The organism is Acetobacteroides hydrogenigenes, from assembly GCF_004340205.1.
Taxonomy (GTDB): Bacteria; Bacteroidota; Bacteroidia; order Bacteroidales; family ZOR0009; genus Acetobacteroides; species Acetobacteroides hydrogenigenes.
Genome location: NZ_SLWB01000002.1, coordinates 64,107 through 80,146, shown reverse-complemented (window position 1 = coordinate 80,146; position 16,040 = coordinate 64,107). Strand labels below are relative to the sequence as shown.

The following is a 16,040-nucleotide window of genomic DNA, read 5'->3' as shown; positions in this document are numbered from 1 at the left end:
GCGCTTGCTCTCGGCTGCCTTCCCCTTTTCTTTCGGAATCGCCTCCGATCCTAAAGATCCTCGATGGCCCTATTCAGAAAATCGTTGAAGGGCTTTAGCACCCTAAAGGTTTCGGTAGCGGTGGCTATGTAGCTTGGGCTATCCACCTGACTGTTGGATAGCGACCGGTAGACGTACAAGCTCTTATGCTTCAGAATTTCGGCGGCAGGATTATCCTTGCTGTAGCCCTTAGGAGTGGTCTTAAGCTTATCGCCGTGCAGCTCGGGGAAGAATTTCTGGAACGAGGGGCTGTTGGTTATGTTAATCAAATCGTCGTAGTAGAGGTCGATATCCTCGCGCACTCGGTTGAGCACGGCGGGCTCCGGCATGTAGATTCCTCCCGATACGAACGACCCGTTGGGCTCGAAGTGGGCGTAGTATCCCGAGAATCGGCTCTTGCGGCCGCCCCTAGCCAGGTAGGCGCCCATGTTGGTCTTGTAGGGCTCCTTGTTCTTGCTAAAGCGGATATCCTTGTAGATTCGGAAGATGCACTCCTTGGGTTCGAGCAGCCTAACCGAATCGTCGAACTGTCCTACCGAGGCAATCAGCTGGGCAACTACTTCTTCGAACTCTCCAAGGGCAGCCTTGTAGCGATCCTTGTTGTCGTTAAACCATTCGCGGTTGTTGTTATCCTTAAGCTCGTTCAGGAAATCGAAAATATGGCTCATAGGGTCTGTTTTTTACGCTTCAACATAGAATAGATCGGACATTATGCCATCCGAAACCAGGAAATGCTCGGTTGGGATACGGATAGTGGTACCGTCGTCGATAAGCTTACCGCATTTCGTGTAGGGTTCGATGGCCTTATAAAAGTAGCCATTTAGCTTCTCCCCGAAGCGATCGGCGAGCACTTTTTTGTTGAGCCCCCATACGGTACGCAGCGAGGTAAGGATAAGCTCGTTGTACTGCTCCTCGATGCTCATCTGCTCCTTTTCGCAGTAGGGTAGGCTGCTGGCTACGGCTTTCAGGTACTTGGTGTTGTTGGCAACATTCCACTGGCGCGATACGCCATCGAACGAGTGCGCCGATGGGCCAACGCCGATGTACTTGGCATAGGTCCAGTACGAGGTGTTGTGCTTGGAGTAGAATCCGGGCTTGGCAAAGTTCGATACCTCGTAGTGCTCGAAGCCACCACGGGTTAGCCGCTCTTCGAGGTGATGGTACAGGCGTTCGCTGGCCTCATCGTCGATAGGGTGGAAGAGCCCACGCTTCATCTGGTTGCCGAACACCGTCTTGGGCTCGATGCTCAGGTGGTACGATGAAATGTGCTGAACGTTGAGCGATAGGGCCATGTCGAGGTTCGCAACCCATTCCTCTTCCGATTGGCCGGGTATGCCGTAAATTAGGTCGATGCTGATGTTGTCGAATCCGGCAGCTTGCGCCATAGGCACCACGTCCAGCGCCATTCGTGCATCGTGCCGACGGTTCATCAAAACCAGATCGCGCTCAACAAACGACTGGATGCCGATGCTAAGCCGGTTTACGCCAATTGCTCGAAGCTCGTTGAGGTATTCTGGAGTAAGGTCGTCGGGGTTTGCCTCTACGGTGAGCTCCTCTATCTGGCAAGGGTAGCACTCCTTAACCGCATCAACAAGCTGCTTCAGCTCGTTGGGCGAGTACACGGTAGGCGTTCCTCCGCCAAAGTATAGCGTGCGGATGGTTTCTCCGCCGAGGTAGTCCTTCCGTTCGGCAATCTCCTTTACCAGGGCGGTAAGCATTTCATCCTTATTGGCTAGCGACACCGAAAAGTAGAAGTCGCAGTAGCTGCAAAGCTTTTTACAAAAGGGGATATGAATGTAAAATCCTGCCACCAAATAAAATATTAATTTTGTTCCGTAAAATTACGAAGTTAAAGCCGATTTTATGGTAAAAAAGAGCTACTGGCTATTAGTTACGGTATGGGCAGCTATTATTCTGGTACTATGCGGAATGCCTCCGCAGGATGTTGATAAGGTTAAGTTCTTCGACCTTCCTTACATGGATAAGATCGTACACTTTGCGCTTTACTTCGTATTAGCCATGCTGGTAATGGCTGTTCTAACGCTCAACTCACATCTTAAGACCTCTAGGTGGACCTATATCATTACCATTACTATCTGCCTGTTATATGGTTGGCTGATCGAGGTTTTGCAGCGAGCCTTTTTCGCTGGGCGTAGCTTCGAGTGGTTGGATGTGGTTGCCGATACCGCAGGAGCTGTTGTGGGAGTACTGCTATATAAAAAGGTGAGCCGATGGGTAAAGGGGAGATTTAAGACCCTTTAGAATACTCCTCTATACAGCAGGTGAGGGGCGCAGTGTGGTACAAAATTTTGCTCAATTTCTCTTCTTTCTTTCTTTCCTCTTTCACTATCATCCAACAAAAAGGACCACCCCCTTACGGAGATGGCCCTTGGAACTATTTCAGGTTATGCTTAAAGCTTACTGAATAACCTTTACGTCGAGGGTAATCGAACGGTTAGAGCCATCGGTTCCTTCGAGCTTAACCACCCTAAAGATACCCTTTTGGCCAAGTACGGTCTTAAATGCACGGTAGTCCCCAACCGCAAGGTTGGTTTGTCCTTCTGCTGCAAAAGTAGCAGTAGGCATGGTTCCAGCAGTGTAGTTATCGGCAGTTGCCGCAGCAAACTTAGTAGCATTCTTTACGGCAAATTGGGCAATTGGCTTTTCGTATCCAGTTGGACCAACATATGATCCACCTTCGTACTTGCTGAAGATTGGGTCAGAAACAGGAGAGATTGTCGCCTTGTTGGTGTTACCGTAGTAGTACACGAAGTCGATGTACTGCGCATTGGTAACAGCATCTTCGAGCTTAAACGACTTGTCGATTGCAACCGAGTAGAAGCCACCATAGGTAGCTGTTGTGTTAAGCTGTCCGGCAAGAAGAACTACGCGCTCTACCTTAGGAACAGGAGTACCAGCAGGAGCTACCGTAATTGTGGTTGAACCTACACGACCCTTCACGTCCTTAGTTTCGAAGGTAATGGTAGATGTTGATTGTCCTACAGCGATGTTGTACTTACGCTCAACGAACTTGTCGCCACGGTTAAACCAGCCATCGTTTAGGGTACTATCGAGCACAACGAAGGATTGTCCACCGACCAAAGTAGTGATCTTAATCTTTTCCAAGCGGCTTTCTTGAGCCCCCATATCGAAGCGGGCAACAACTGGTACTACCTCACCCGCATTCTTATCGTTAATGGTAGTGATAGCAACACCATCCCTTTTAATGGTAACAACAGGGTTGTCGATCTCTGGCACATCTAGCAAATCATCCTTCGAGCAAGAGGTGAAGGCTGCACCTGCTAGCAGCAGCGAAAACATTAAAAACTTAAACTTTCTCATAGTAAAATTAAATTTAATAAATACGATGCAAAGTTGGCAAAAACTAGGCCATACGCCCAACTGTTAGGGTTTTATAGCACTAGGGCATTACAAAATAAATGGACAACCCTCCCTGTTCTGTACCTTTAGCCAGCTAACGTTCATTCTGTTAAATACTCCTTAAACTACTTATCATCTACCAGCATCACTGTTAACTAGCTCGACGCTTTAGCGTGCTATCCGATGTCTCCATCTACAACAGTATCTCAAAATTCTCCAACTTACACTTGGGCTAGCCATAAAAAAAGTTGCCTCACAAGCCCAAGTGAGGCAACTTCTATAAATGATGTAGTCAGCTAGGCAATCGAGCTGCTACTTCACCTCCTTTTTCATCTCCTTCTTCATTTCTTTTTTCATCTCCTTTTTTTCGCACTGCTTAGCGCACTCCTTACTGCACTTGTGGCCCTTTTCGCCATGGGCATACGCGTGCTTGCCATTGGAGCAGGCCTCGGTGCACTTGTGCTCCTTTAGCGCCTTCTGCTCCATCTTAGGCATATCCTTCTTTTGCTCCTTCTTCGTGGTCTGAGCATTTGCGGCATAAAACATTAGCGCTATTGCCAAAAGCCATAGTAGCTTCTTCATAAACAATCCGTTTTAGTTTGACATAAGTTATTTGCTATATTGGCTCATCGTTAGCGTCTCGCCATCGCATCTCAACGAGCTACCAATATCAAGAAACAAGGGTGATGCGCGAAGGGTCAAATCCTCCCCGTTTTTTTATGCTAAACCACGTTAAAGACACCGATCAACTTTAAGTAGCAGCATTTGCTTTGCCCCTCCACCATTTTTCGCGATATTGCAGCGGGTTTAAGAAAACGGTCATGCTTACAATCAGCAATCTTACGGTAGAGTTTCGGGGCGTAGGCCCAGTGGTAAAGGGAATCAGCATCAGCGTAGGCAGGGGAGAGACGGTTGGCCTGGTAGGCGAATCGGGCTCGGGCAAGTCCATCAGTTCGCTTTCGGTGATGGGGCTGCTACCCTCCACGGCCAAGATGAGCGGTAGCATATCGTTTACCAAGACCGATGGTACTATCGTAGAGCTGGCCGTAAGCGGCAACGCTTACCCTGAAGGCATTCGAGGACGCGAGATTGCCATGATCTTTCAGGAGCCAATGACGGCGCTCAACCCCACCATCCGCTGCGGCGAACAGGTGGACGAGATGATGCGCGAGAACCTCGGCTACAGCCGCCAGCAGGCTAAGGAGTGTACGCTGCAGCTATTTGACGAAGTGCTTCTCCCCGATCCAGAAAAGGCTTACCGATCGTACCCGCACGAGCTCAGCGGAGGACAACGCCAACGGGTAATGATTGCCATGGCCATATCGTGCAACCCGCAGCTGCTTATCGCAGATGAGCCCACCACCGCCCTCGACGTTACGGTGCAGAAGGAGATCCTCGAGCTGCTCAAGCAGCTGCGCAACCGCTACGGAATGGGGCTCATCTTCATCAGCCACGATCTGCGCATCGTGGCCGAGGTTTGCGAGCGAATTGTGGTAATGCGCCACGGCGACTTGGTGGAGCAGGGTAAGTCCGACGACGTCTTTCACCACCCTCAGCACCCCTACACCAAGGCGCTCGTCAGCTGCCTCCCACCTATTGATGCACGCCCCGAACGGCTGCTTACGGTAAAGGAGTTTACAGAACAAGAGAACGCCAGCATAACCTTTCAAAATAATACTGAAAGAAGTAATCAGCACAAACAGCTATACGCTCAAGTGCCGCTGCTAAAAGTATCTAACCTCGATGCTGGCTACTCGTTTGGTGGATCGATATTCAGCAAAACACGTAAGTTTTTTAAGGCCGTAAAGCAGGTTGGCTTCGAGGTTTATCCCGGCGAAACATTTGGTCTAGTGGGCGAATCGGGCTGTGGCAAGACCTCCTTAGGCCGAACTCTTGTAGGTCTGGTAAAAAGTCTAAGCGGCAGCATCGAGTTCGAAGGCAAGCGCATTGATAAGCTCAAGGGTGAAGACTTACGCCGCATACGTCGTGATATCCAAATGATCTTTCAGGACCCCTTCTCGTCTCTCAACCCTAAGATAACCGTTGGCGAAGCCATTATGGAGCCCATGCGCGTACATGGGGTTGGCCGCAACGAAAAGGATCGCTTGGAACGAATGAACTATCTGCTAAAAAAGGTAGAGCTACCTCTAGAAGTAGCCTCACGCTACCCACACGAGTTCTCGGGAGGTCAGCGCCAGCGTATCGTTATAGCTCGTACGTTAGCCTTAGAGCCTAAGCTGATAATCTGCGACGAGTCGGTATCTGCCCTCGATGTATCGGTTCAGGCGCAGGTACTCAACCTGCTCAACGACCTGAAAAAGGAGTTGGGGCTAACATATATCTTCATATCGCACGACTTGAGCGTTGTGCGATACATTAGCGATCGCGTTATGGTGATGCAAAAAGGGCAGATAGCAGAGCTGAATGAAGCAGATGAACTCTACAATCACCCCAAACAGGAGTACACCAAGAAGCTGATTGGTGCCATCCCAAAATCAAAAAGCAATCCCCAATAAAAGCAGGTGTTTTTGTTAAATATAAATTAACAACACTACCTGCTTTTACAAACATCATCTATACTATTTTATATACTTTTGCCAAATAGTAACTTTTTTGAAAATTAATTAGCTAAACTATCAGCCAAAGTTCTTTGACTTCATCCTCTATATCCATTAAGGTTAACAATCTACTATTTGCATATCTTTTTAACCTCTACAAGCCCTTGTAGCATATCTAAAATTAAGCCCAAATACGATGTTATTCCTATAGTGAAGGAGGACAAGCTAGCATAAATTTAAACTACTATTTTGCACATATGAAAAACTTAATGGCCTTTATCAACAAAAGCCTACGACGAAAAGTACTAGTAGCAGTAGTCGGAGGTGTTTTTCTCTTCTTTGCGCTTACCGGAATTATCTGTACCAAAAGTATTCGATCGTTGCTCCTAAAAGAAAAGTATAACACCATTAAAGCCATTTCTGGGAAGAGTATTTCACAGCTATCCTCCAGCTTAAGCCGAACAGAATCGCTACTGAACACCGAACGAACATCCCTAGAGCGCATCCATCAGTATCCTAGATCTGCAAGAAGAACAATCGTAATAGATAAGCTTAAAGATCTTCTAGAAAACAATTCCGAACTACTTTCAATTTGGGCCGACTGGGAAAAGGAAGCGGTTGATAGCCTAGATAGTAAAATGCTCAATACACCAGGAGCAACAGCCTCTGGTAAATTCTGCGCAACACTATACCGAAAAGATAACCTAATAGAAGCCGCCAACTACAACTCCGATGACGATGAAGAAGGCGAATACTACACTATTCCCAAAAGCACAAGACAGATTTACGTATCAGCACCCTATTTTGAGAACTACGAAGGTGAAAAGAACTACCTGATCATCACCATGTCGCTCCCCATTATTGTAAAGAACGAGGTTATAGGTGTAGTTGGAGCCGATTTAAACATCTCACAAATAAACCAGCAAATCATCGAACAGCTGAAAGAAGAAGATGGACGATTCTTTATTGTTGGTTCCGACCAAAAGCTGAATATCTACGACAATGAAGAAGAAATTGGCCAAGAAGCCCCAAAAGTGCTTTTAAAGGATAATGATAACAAAGAGTTGGTTGATGCAATACAAAGCAAAACCTCCGGATTCTACGATTTCATCGACAAAAATGGGAAAGAGTATATTGCTTATCTTACCCCTACCACCATCCTCCAAAAGGGAGAGGTAAGCATCCTTCTTATTCCCGGAAATTTTGTAACTACTTCCAATTTAAAGATTTTCATAATCACTCTCGCCTTACTTCTAACCATTGGCCTGCTCATTTTTTACCTACTCATAGCCTATATCCTAAGAAAGATTATTGAACCCGTTAATAAGGTGAATAATGCCCTAAAAGAGCTTGGGGAGGGAAACTACGCCCAAGTTACCAAGGTCGACATTAAAACAGGTGATGAGCTTGAAGCCATGGCCACATCATTCAACAACTTGTATACCTCCATCGAGGAAGTTGTTGGCTTCACAAAAGCCATTGGAACAGGAAATCTATCAGCAACCTTAAAATCGAAAGGGGAAGGTGACATCCTCGGCAACTCTCTTATTGTGATGAGAGATAATCTTGTTAGATCAGAAGAAGAGGAACGCCAACGAAAGCTTGTGGACGAAAGGCAAAGCTGGACTGAAAAAGGTTTATCCCTGTTTGCACAAGAGCTGAGACAGGACTACGAAGATACCAATACCCTTTATTCCAATGTTATCAAGCTTATCGTAAACTATATTGAAGCAAACCAGGGAGCACTATACCTAGTAAAAGAAGACGACGATAAAAAAAAATGCTTCGAGATGGTTGCCTGCATTGCATGGAGCAGAATTAAGATGCAGAAAAAAACATTCCTGCTAGAAGAAGGTCTTCTGGGTGCTTGCTACTTCGAGAAAGCGCCAATTGAACTCACCGAAATTCCAGAAGACTACATAGAGATTAGTTCTGGACTTGGAGGATCAAGACCTCGTATGCTCATGCTTACGCCACTTATCCACAACGAAGAGGTTGTAGGTATGATAGAAGTAGCCTCATTCAAGTTATTCGACACCTATACCAAAACCTATTTAAAACGAATTTCCGAGAGCTTCGCATCTTCAATAACCTCCATCAAAATAAATGCACGAACCAACGAGCTGCTCGCCATCTCAAAAATTCAGGCCGAAGAAATGCAGGCTCAAGAAGAAGAGATGAGACAGAATATCGAAGAGCTGCATGCTACTCAAGAAGAAATGAGGCGCAAGGCTAGCTATGCAGAACGATACCAAAATGCAATACATCAAAATTTTATTACCCTTGTTGTAGATTCTAACATGGTTGTGCTCGATCTAAACGATAAAGCCAAGGCAGTACTAGGACACGACACAACATCAATCATTGGGAAACCTCTTACGGAGCATGTACACGAAGATGACTGGCAAACTCTTCACTCCGATTTCTCGGTAGCCCAAAATAATGGAGTAGTGTCCAGCAAGCTAACCCTTATTGGACATAATAAGCAACCTAAAAGAATCCAAACAACACTAATCCCCGACAACGAACAAAACGGTAACATAGCATTCATTGCCTACACGCTAAACTAAGCATTACAAAATAGAAAGAAAATAGACGTGCCCCCAATGTCACGTCTATTTTCTTTACATGGACATTCATCAGAAGCATGAATAACTGAGATAGATTATATGCTAATCGCAGCTATATTTACTCAACCATAAATAAGGATTTGCTATTTAAAGGTATTAATTCCTTTGGATATTGACAGGAAACTGATAAGTTTGCTACTCGTACAAAAAACAATGAGCGCACTAGACCAACGAATATCAAACTTTTTAAAAAACCACTCGGTTTTAACTATGGCCACCAGCTTCGGTGACGAGCCCTACTGCGCTAATCTGTTTTATGCCTTCTTACCCGAAGATAACTGCTTTGTAGTTACCTCTGATATGAATACAAAGCATATCAGAAATATATCGCACAACATATTCGTAGCGGGTAGCATTGTTGATGCCTGCAACCTCCCAGTGGTAAAAGGCGTACAATTTCAAGGTGTAATTTCGGAGCCATCCCAAGTGCTTGCAGAAAAGGCAAAGAAAGCCTACAGTAGCCTATTCCCCTTCTCGCATGGCATGAACACTACACTTTGGGTTATAGATCTTACCTTTGTTAAGTACACCGATAGCACGCTAGGATTCGGCAAGAAGTTAATCTGGAAGAAGTAACCATGCAACCAACCGTTCTCATTACCGGAGCCACCGGATTTTTAGGAATCCATGTCGTTCGAGAGTTTCTACAAGCCGGCTACCATGTAAAAGGGACTTTCAGAAACCAAGCATCACAAACAAAAGCAAAACAAGTTCTGGGATACTACGAAGATGCCGATGCGCTTTTCAATAGAGTTGAGTGGGTAAACGTAGATATGCTCGACTATAATGACGTACTCAAGGCTGTACAGAGCGTTCATTACGTAGTACATGCAGCTGCCGAAGTTTCGTTCAACCCTAGATTCAAGCACCGCATCATCGAGAACAATACGCTTATGGCCTCCTATATAGCCGATGCTGCCATAGAAGCCGGAATCAAGAAGCTGTGCCACATAAGTTCTATTGCCGCACTCGGAAGCACCATTAATGGGGAACCTATCACAGAGGAAACAAAGCTCGCATCCGTGAAAGATCAAAGCGCCTACTCTACCAGCAAGTTTTATGCAGAAATGGAGGTTTGGCGTGCCATAAATTCGGGATTAGATGCCGTAATTCTAAACCCTTCTGTTATTCTTGGTGCAGGCGATTGGAAGACCAGCAGCTCAACTTTTATATCTACCATAGCAAAGGGGCTCTCGTTCTACAGTAACGGAGTAACCGGTTTTGTTGATGTACGCGATGTTGCCCTCGCAAGCCGACTTGCTTTAGAAAGTACGGTTTCTGCAGAAAGGTTCGTCCTATCTGCAGAAAATATCAGCTACTACAACCTATTCTGCAACATTGCTAAAAGCCTCAACAAACCTACCCCAAAGTTTAAGGCCTATCCAATTCTGCTGAAATCGATTGCTACCATAAGTAGCTTCTACTCCTACATAACTGGTCGCGATCCCTTGGTAACGCCACAAAGCGCTCGATCGGCTTGGCGAAAATGCTACTATAGTGGAAGAAAGTTTGAAGAACAATTTGGTGTAAAGTATACACCTATTAGCCAAACCATTGATTTCGCCTGCAGGTGTTACCTAAATAGTAATCGTAAAAAGTAATGAAAAAAGCGGTTGTAATTGTAGCTGGTGGCAGCGGAAGCCGCATGCGCAGCGACATTCCTAAACAGTTTCTACTGCTTCGCGGAAGGCCAATCCTCATGCATACTATCGAACGCTTTTACAGTTACTGTCGCAATATTAAAATTATTGTGGTTCTTCCTCAAAATGAAATTGAGCGATGGAATCACCTTTGCCTCGACTACCACTTTACCATACAGCATGAAGTTGCTCAAGGAGGAGATACGCGCTACCATTCCGTAAAAAACGGATTGGCACTAGCTGAAAACGGCACTATAGTAGGTATCCACGATGGTGTTAGACCCCTAGTTTCAACTGCTGTAATTAAAAAGTGCTATGAGGAGGCTAGCGCTAACAAAGCGGTTATTCCTGCAATTCCTGCAGTCGACTCACTTCGCATGGTTACAGCCGAGGGTAATTCGGCCATTGATAGAAGTTCCATTCGATTGGTTCAAACTCCACAGGTATTTCCTTCTGAGATGCTTACCAATGCCTACAAGCAGCAGTACACCTCCACATTTACAGATGACGCTTCGGTAGTGGAAGCTTACGGGATTCCAATAACAATTGTAGAGGGTAACGTTGAAAATATAAAAATAACAAACCCCATCGATCTTGCAATTGCCGATAGCATTTTTGATAGCGTTATCTAGTACGTGCTATTTTATTCTAAGCAATTTCCAGTATAGCTTAAATTGGGTAACAGTATCTGATCGCGAAACTGTATATACGTTTAGCGTATCGGCTGCTAAATCGAAGGCCAAGTGAACAGTTCTCTTTGAACCTTCCATAAAAATTACATCTTTGGGCAACGTACCTCTAAAGCAATCTTTTCCGTAGCAGAGCTTATATTTTGCAAATCCTTTTATACCCTCAACCGACCCCGAATCGCTAAATACAATTTCCTTCAATAAGGATGTCCCTTTTAATGGCTGATATTTCCCCGCAATAAGGATTCTATTTAAAGATCGATGAAATACCTTCCCCTGATCCATTCCCTTAAAAACGGAGTCTACCTTTATGTAGGTCCACTTCATACCGCTCCATTTTTCCTCAAAAGAGAAAATTTTCTTAAGCTTAATCGTTCCTAGGGTGTCAGTAAAACGAGTTAAAAGATACTTACCTTTCTTTTGCTTAATGAGCTGCATTCTATAGGTAGACGCTATACCTGTGCACATAACCGAATCGGTCCATCCCTTCTTAAAGGATATCTGCACAAACATAGGAGACACTTTTACTGCTGCAACCGAACGTTTAGCGGCAATACTGTCTAAGAATTGCTGACAAATCCACGTACCCTCTAGCGTTGGGGTGATGTGCGTTTTTTTAAAGCTCAAAAAGTAGTAAAGGCCTGCTATTGCAACAATAAACAGACCCAAAGAGAACAAGGCTATTTTTAGCCTATTTCCCCTTACTGTTTTGTGGACGTGCATTGGGCTTTGCATATTTATTTGCGTAAATCATAAAACCAATACCCGCTAAAATAAATGGTAGGCTAAGAATTTGTCCCATATTTAAAGCCATTTCCTGCTCGAACCCCACTTGATCATTCTTAATAAACTCTATTAAAAAACGGGCTAAGAACAGCAGCATTAAAAATAGGCCAAACTGCATACCTGGCTTCTTGAAGGCATATTCCTTTTTGAAGTGCATCCAATATAGTACAAAAAAGATTGCAAGATAGGCTAATGCCTCATAAATTTGTGTTGGATGCTTTGGCAACGTTTCGCCCTCGCGTAGGAATACGAATCCCCATGGCAAGTTGGTTACATGACCATAGATTTCTGAATTCATTAGGTTTCCTAAACGCACAAACATCCCTGCAAGAGGTACAGCCAGCGAAATCCTATCCAAAAGCCAAATAAATGGTCGCTTATACTTTCGCGAATACAATCCTAGAGCAATCAGTATACCGATAGCAGCTCCGTGGCTAGCAAGCCCTCCTTCCCGAATATTAAGTATATGCCAAGGGTGCGAAAAGTAGTAATCGGGTTGATAAAATAGCACATGCCCCAAGCGAGCCCCAACAACAACGCCTATTCCAACGTAGAATGCAAGATTATCTATTTCGGAAACCTTTATACTCTCAAACTTGTACATTCGGGTAAAGATCCAGTAGCTGGCAACAAATGCAATTGCAAATAGTATCCCGTAGTAGCGAACCTGAAATCCAAAAACGGTAAAAAACACCGGGTCAAGATCCCAATTAATAAACAAAAGATTCATGCTTGTTTTTTTTATGCTTTGTCGAGGGTAAAAGCAAACGAGCTGCCTTCCCCTAACTTACTTCTTACGTTAATAGTCTGCCTGTGAGCCTCAAGTATATGCTTCACAATGGCAAGCCCCAAGCCAGTACCTCCCGACTCTCTCGATCGGCTTTTGTCGGCCCTAAAAAATCTCTCAAAAATACGGTTTAAATCCTTTTGATCAATGCCAACGCCATCGTCCGAAACTTCAACAAGAATACTATCGAACATATCTGAGAACGATACGATTGTAGTTCCACCATCTTTTCCGTAGTTAATTGAGTTTACCAAAAGGTTTACGATAACCTGTGAGATGCTCTTCTTGTCTGCGCTCACATAAATGGGCGTATCCTTACTCCGTGCAATTACTATCTTTATTCCACGGTTCAACGCTTTCATTTCTAAGCTATCGGCAATTTCCTGAACTAGCGCTACAACATTAAACTTCTCAGGGTTCAACGTCAGTTCTCCTGATTCGAGCTTCGATATTTCCTCTAGATCCTTTACTATAGAAATCATTCGGTTGATGCTCTTTTCAGCACGCTCGAGATATACACGGTTTATCGACTCGTCCTCAAGTCCCCCATCAAGCAGCGTTAGTATATATCCTTGAATATTGAAAATTGGAGTCTTAAGTTCATGCGATACGTTGCCTAAGAACTCCTTGCGATAGCGCTCCATCTCGCGCAAGCGCGTTAACTCGTTACCCCGCTTGGCAGCCCACTTTGTCAGCTCCTCTTCAAGTTCTTTTCCAATATCCTTTCCTTCCAGAAACTCCTTCAACTCCGAATCGGAGAGGTTAAGCTGCTGAATAGTTTTGTAAATCGGATTTATCTTGCCGAATATAAGCTCATTAAGTAAGTAGTAGACAATAATAAACACAAGCAAAAACGCAATAAGCGCAATTGCGATACCCAATAAGAGTTCATCAACTAAGCTTTGCGAAGCATGCGACCACCAGAATACCACAACTACTAATACCGAGGTAATCCCCGATATCAGTACAGACATCTGCTTTGGCGACGTAATTTGCATGGTACTTCCCGCTACTTGCCAGCGTACTGCTTCATGAGCTTTGTAACATACTTGCCTAGAATATCAAACTCTAGGTTTACAACTGTTCCAACCTTAAACTGATGAAAGTTTGTATGTTCGTAAGTATACGGAATTATGGCTACCGAAAACGCATCCATCTTAGAGTTTACAACGGTTAGGCTTACCCCGTTAACGGAGATAGATCCCTTCTCTACCGTTATATTCCCTAAAGAAGGATCGTACTTAAACGTAAAGTACCAGCTTCCATTTACCTCCTCAATAGAGGTACATACAGCAGTTTGATCGACATGTCCCTGTACTATATGACCATCAAGAAGTGCTTCTAGGCGCATGCTTCGCTCCAGATTTATCTTATCGCCAACCTCAAGTAGTCCTAGGTTGGTTTTCTGCAACGTCTCCTTGATTGCAGTAACAGTATACTCACCTTCTTTAATATCTACAACCGTAAGACACACGCCGTTATGAGCCACACTTTGATCGATTTTTAGCTTATCGGCAAACGAGCAGCTCACCGTAATATGCAGGTTGTCCTTCTCCTTCTCGAGCCTAACCACCTTGGCGGCTTCTTCTACAATTCCTGAAAACATATATCAACTTTATTATTAAGTCCTAAATTAGTGCAATATATAACCTCGAAATTAGAATTCAATCCTTAAAAGAGCTAATAAATCCCTAAGAAATCAAGCAATCTTTCTTACTTTTGCCAGTTGTGGGATAATACTATCTTCAAACAAAGACATTATTGCTTTGAAAAATACACCATTTATACTCATTATAGGAGGCCTTCTCCTGCTTTCGTTTAGCCAATGCGCTCGAATGGTTAGCCCAACAGGAGGACCTAAAGACACTCTTGCTCCTGTTATTCTAAAAAGCACTCCTACCCAGTTCAGCCGTAACGTATCAGGCAAGGAGTTCGAAATTACATTTGACGAGTATGTAACCCTTAAGGATCTACAAAAATCATTCTACATTACTCCCCCAATGGAAGAACTCCCAGAGGTTCGAGAAAAGGGGAAGAGAATAGAAATTGTTCTAGACAAGGACTTACAGGCGAACACCACCTACTCCTTTAACTTTGGAAACTCTATTGTTGACAATAACGAGGGTAACCCTATTGTTAACTACTCGCTTACCTTTTCTACCGGCAGCAACATAGATACCCTCAAGTTCAACGGAATCGTTTATGATGCACGTACAATGCTTCCTGCTGCTGGTGCATACGTGTTTTTCTACGAAAACGACAGCATTCAGGTGCCATTAAAGTACAAGCCTAGCATTATTACAAAAGCAGACAAAGAGGGAATCTTTATTGCCAATACGCTCAAAAATAGGCAGTACAAGGTTATTGCAATAGAAGATGTAAACCGTAACTACCTCTTCGATCCTGGAGTTGATCGAATTGCCTTTGAGAAAGAAATGTTTGGCCCTATTGATATTTCAACGCGACCAGACACCATGCCAGACTCACTTTGGCGCTCGCAGCTACTACCTCAGGTTAAGCTTAAAATGTTCGCTGAAACAAAAACTCGACAGTATATCACAGGAAAAACGCGCCCTGAAAAATACAAGTTCCAGCTATTCTTCAACAGCCCAAAACCTGAAATAAAGAAGATCGAGTTTGATGGATTAACCACAAACGATTTCTTTGTAGAAAATGATGCCGAAGGCGACACCATAACCTATTGGCTAAAGGATGCAACCCGAAAAATAGCCGATACGCTTCTCGCCAATTTTACCTACATGAAGAGCGACAGCACCGGGAAACCTGTTGAAACATTTGAAAAGATATCATGGGAGCTTCCTCTTTCTAAATCGGATAGAACTGTAAAGAAGGAAAAGAAAAAAGAAGAGGAAAAGGTTCAGCCCGTTAAGCTTTCATTTAGCATGCCCGACGGTACTGCCAACGAAGATGGTGGATTCTTTATGCAAGTAAGCGTTCCGCTTACCCGCATAGACACAAGCAAAATAACCCTTTACAATATCAACGATAACGACAAAAAATCGAAGGTGCCGTTTAACATTAAAGTCGACCCTAAAAATCTTCTCACCTATTCAATAACATCAAAGTGGGTGGAAGATAGCCGCTACGAGATTGTTGCTGACTCTAATGCTGTTGAAGACATACTAAGGCAGGTAAACGACTCAACACTTTTTTCCTTTAACACCTCGAGTCCTTCAAAATTCGGAATGTTCATTTTCGATGTAAAGAATGTCAAAGAAAATCTAATCATTCAGGTTCTCGACAAAAAGAATAAGGTTGTCCGCCAAAAAACGGTAACAAAGAGCGATGTAATACGATTCCCCTACATTAAGGCAGATTCCTACCTTATCCGCATCATCGAGGATTCAAACAAAAACGGCCTCTGGGATACAGGAAACTACCTTAACCAGCTTTCTCCCGAGCGTGTGTGCTACCTTCAAAAAGAAAAGGAAAAGATATTCACACTTCGTTCGGGTTGGGAGAATGAGATTAGCGTTGATGTTAACGAAATTTTCTCTAACTACTAGTTT

15 protein-coding genes are annotated in these 16,040 nt (G+C 44.2%); 7 read left to right on the top strand and 8 right to left on the bottom strand.

The window, feature by feature from the left end; translation table 11 throughout:
* Positions 1–50 precede the first annotated feature (50 nt).
* Both CLV25_RS03115 and hemW read right to left on the bottom strand, forming a co-directional pair.
* Complete coding sequence (locus CLV25_RS03115; protein ID WP_131838181.1) at positions 51–707, bottom strand: DUF2461 domain-containing protein; 657 nt, start codon at positions 705–707, stop codon at positions 51–53.
* A 12-nt stretch (positions 708–719) separates the two neighbouring features.
* On the bottom strand, positions 720–1,850 hold the full coding sequence (hemW, locus tag CLV25_RS03110; RefSeq protein ID WP_165876969.1) for a radical SAM family heme chaperone HemW: 1,131 nt from the start codon (positions 1,848–1,850) through the stop codon (positions 720–722).
* Between the two features lie 52 nt (positions 1,851–1,902).
* Between hemW and CLV25_RS03105 the strand changes: the two genes are divergently transcribed.
* Positions 1,903–2,301, top strand: coding sequence for a VanZ family protein (locus tag CLV25_RS03105; protein WP_131838179.1), 399 nt, complete (start codon positions 1,903–1,905; stop codon positions 2,299–2,301).
* A 156-nt stretch (positions 2,302–2,457) separates the two neighbouring features.
* Here the strand turns inward: CLV25_RS03105 and CLV25_RS03100 are convergent, their stop codons facing one another.
* Both CLV25_RS03100 and CLV25_RS03095 read right to left on the bottom strand, forming a co-directional pair.
* Positions 2,458–3,381, bottom strand: a complete 924-nt coding sequence (locus CLV25_RS03100; RefSeq protein ID WP_131838178.1) for a hypothetical protein — start codon at positions 3,379–3,381, stop codon at positions 2,458–2,460.
* Positions 3,382–3,732: 351 nt separating this feature from the next.
* A complete protein-coding gene (locus CLV25_RS03095) occupies positions 3,733–4,002 on the bottom strand; it encodes a hypothetical protein (RefSeq protein ID WP_131838177.1) in 270 nt (89 codons plus the stop codon).
* Between the two features lie 239 nt (positions 4,003–4,241).
* Here CLV25_RS03095 and CLV25_RS03090 point away from each other — a divergent pair, with 239 nt between their 5' ends.
* From CLV25_RS03090 to CLV25_RS03070, 5 genes are all read left to right on the top strand, one after another.
* Entirely contained in the window at positions 4,242–5,936 is a 1,695-nt protein-coding gene (locus CLV25_RS03090) for an ABC transporter ATP-binding protein (RefSeq protein ID WP_131838176.1), read from the top strand.
* Positions 5,937–6,235: 299 nt separating this feature from the next.
* The gene (locus CLV25_RS03085; protein ID WP_131838175.1) at positions 6,236–8,548 is read left to right on the top strand and encodes a PDC sensor domain-containing protein; all 2,313 of its coding nucleotides are present in this window, start codon (positions 6,236–6,238) and stop codon (positions 8,546–8,548) included.
* Positions 8,549–8,761: 213 nt separating this feature from the next.
* Positions 8,762–9,184: a pyridoxamine 5'-phosphate oxidase family protein gene (locus CLV25_RS03080; RefSeq protein ID WP_131838174.1), complete on the top strand. Its 423-nt coding sequence runs from the start codon at positions 8,762–8,764 to the stop codon at positions 9,182–9,184.
* Positions 9,185–9,186: 2 nt separating this feature from the next.
* A complete protein-coding gene (locus CLV25_RS03075) occupies positions 9,187–10,209 on the top strand; it encodes an NAD-dependent epimerase/dehydratase family protein (protein WP_131838173.1) in 1,023 nt (340 codons plus the stop codon).
* A complete protein-coding gene (locus CLV25_RS03070; protein WP_131838172.1) occupies positions 10,209–10,880 on the top strand; it encodes a 2-C-methyl-D-erythritol 4-phosphate cytidylyltransferase in 672 nt (223 codons plus the stop codon). Before CLV25_RS03075 ends, CLV25_RS03070 begins: the two co-directional genes overlap by 1 nt.
* A gap of 6 nt (positions 10,881–10,886) precedes the next feature.
* Here CLV25_RS03070 and CLV25_RS03065 read toward each other — a convergent pair whose 3' ends face one another.
* Genes CLV25_RS03065 through CLV25_RS03050 form a run of 4 tightly spaced genes read right to left on the bottom strand, consistent with a single transcriptional unit; the run spans position 10,887 to position 14,116 of the window.
* Positions 10,887–11,606: a hypothetical protein gene (locus CLV25_RS03065; protein ID WP_131838171.1), complete on the bottom strand. Its 720-nt coding sequence runs from the start codon at positions 11,604–11,606 to the stop codon at positions 10,887–10,889.
* Positions 11,607–11,628: 22 nt separating this feature from the next.
* Positions 11,629–12,453 carry a prolipoprotein diacylglyceryl transferase gene (lgt, locus tag CLV25_RS03060; protein WP_131838170.1) on the bottom strand — a complete coding sequence of 275 codons (825 nt, stop codon included), beginning with the start codon at positions 12,451–12,453 and terminating at the stop codon, positions 11,629–11,631.
* Positions 12,454–12,464: 11 nt separating this feature from the next.
* Positions 12,465–13,484, bottom strand: a complete 1,020-nt coding sequence (locus CLV25_RS03055; protein ID WP_243649590.1) for a sensor histidine kinase — start codon at positions 13,482–13,484, stop codon at positions 12,465–12,467.
* A 35-nt stretch (positions 13,485–13,519) separates the two neighbouring features.
* Positions 13,520–14,116 carry a riboflavin synthase gene (locus CLV25_RS03050; protein ID WP_131838168.1) on the bottom strand — a complete coding sequence of 199 codons (597 nt, stop codon included), beginning with the start codon at positions 14,114–14,116 and terminating at the stop codon, positions 13,520–13,522.
* A 160-nt stretch (positions 14,117–14,276) separates the two neighbouring features.
* Here CLV25_RS03050 and CLV25_RS03045 point away from each other — a divergent pair, with 160 nt between their 5' ends.
* Complete coding sequence (locus CLV25_RS03045) at positions 14,277–16,037, top strand: Ig-like domain-containing protein (RefSeq protein WP_131838167.1); 1,761 nt, start codon at positions 14,277–14,279, stop codon at positions 16,035–16,037.
* Positions 16,038–16,040: the final 3 nt, after the last annotated feature.

Bases quoted from the DNA above. Each gene is read 5' to 3' on its own strand.
- CLV25_RS03115 (WP_131838181.1), bottom strand. From the start codon at position 707: ATGAGCCATATTTTCGATTTCCTGAACGAGCTTAAGGATAACAACAAC.
- CLV25_RS03105 (WP_131838179.1), top strand. From the start codon at position 1,903: ATGGTAAAAAAGAGCTACTGGCTATTAGTTACGGTATGGGCAGCTATT.
- CLV25_RS03100 (WP_131838178.1), bottom strand. From the start codon at position 3,381: ATGAGAAAGTTTAAGTTTTTAATGTTTTCGCTGCTGCTAGCAGGTGCA.
- CLV25_RS03095 (WP_131838177.1), bottom strand. From the start codon at position 4,002: ATGAAGAAGCTACTATGGCTTTTGGCAATAGCGCTAATGTTTTATGCC.
- CLV25_RS03090 (WP_131838176.1), top strand. From the start codon at position 4,242: ATGCTTACAATCAGCAATCTTACGGTAGAGTTTCGGGGCGTAGGCCCA.
- CLV25_RS03085 (WP_131838175.1), top strand. From the start codon at position 6,236: ATGAAAAACTTAATGGCCTTTATCAACAAAAGCCTACGACGAAAAGTA.
- CLV25_RS03080 (WP_131838174.1), top strand. From the start codon at position 8,762: ATGAGCGCACTAGACCAACGAATATCAAACTTTTTAAAAAACCACTCG.
- CLV25_RS03075 (WP_131838173.1), top strand. From the start codon at position 9,187: ATGCAACCAACCGTTCTCATTACCGGAGCCACCGGATTTTTAGGAATC.
- CLV25_RS03070 (WP_131838172.1), top strand. From the start codon at position 10,209: ATGAAAAAAGCGGTTGTAATTGTAGCTGGTGGCAGCGGAAGCCGCATG.
- lgt (WP_131838170.1), bottom strand. From the start codon at position 12,453: ATGAATCTTTTGTTTATTAATTGGGATCTTGACCCGGTGTTTTTTACC.
- CLV25_RS03055 (WP_243649590.1), bottom strand. From the start codon at position 13,484: ATGTCTGTACTGATATCGGGGATTACCTCGGTATTAGTAGTTGTGGTA.
- CLV25_RS03050 (WP_131838168.1), bottom strand. From the start codon at position 14,116: ATGTTTTCAGGAATTGTAGAAGAAGCCGCCAAGGTGGTTAGGCTCGAG.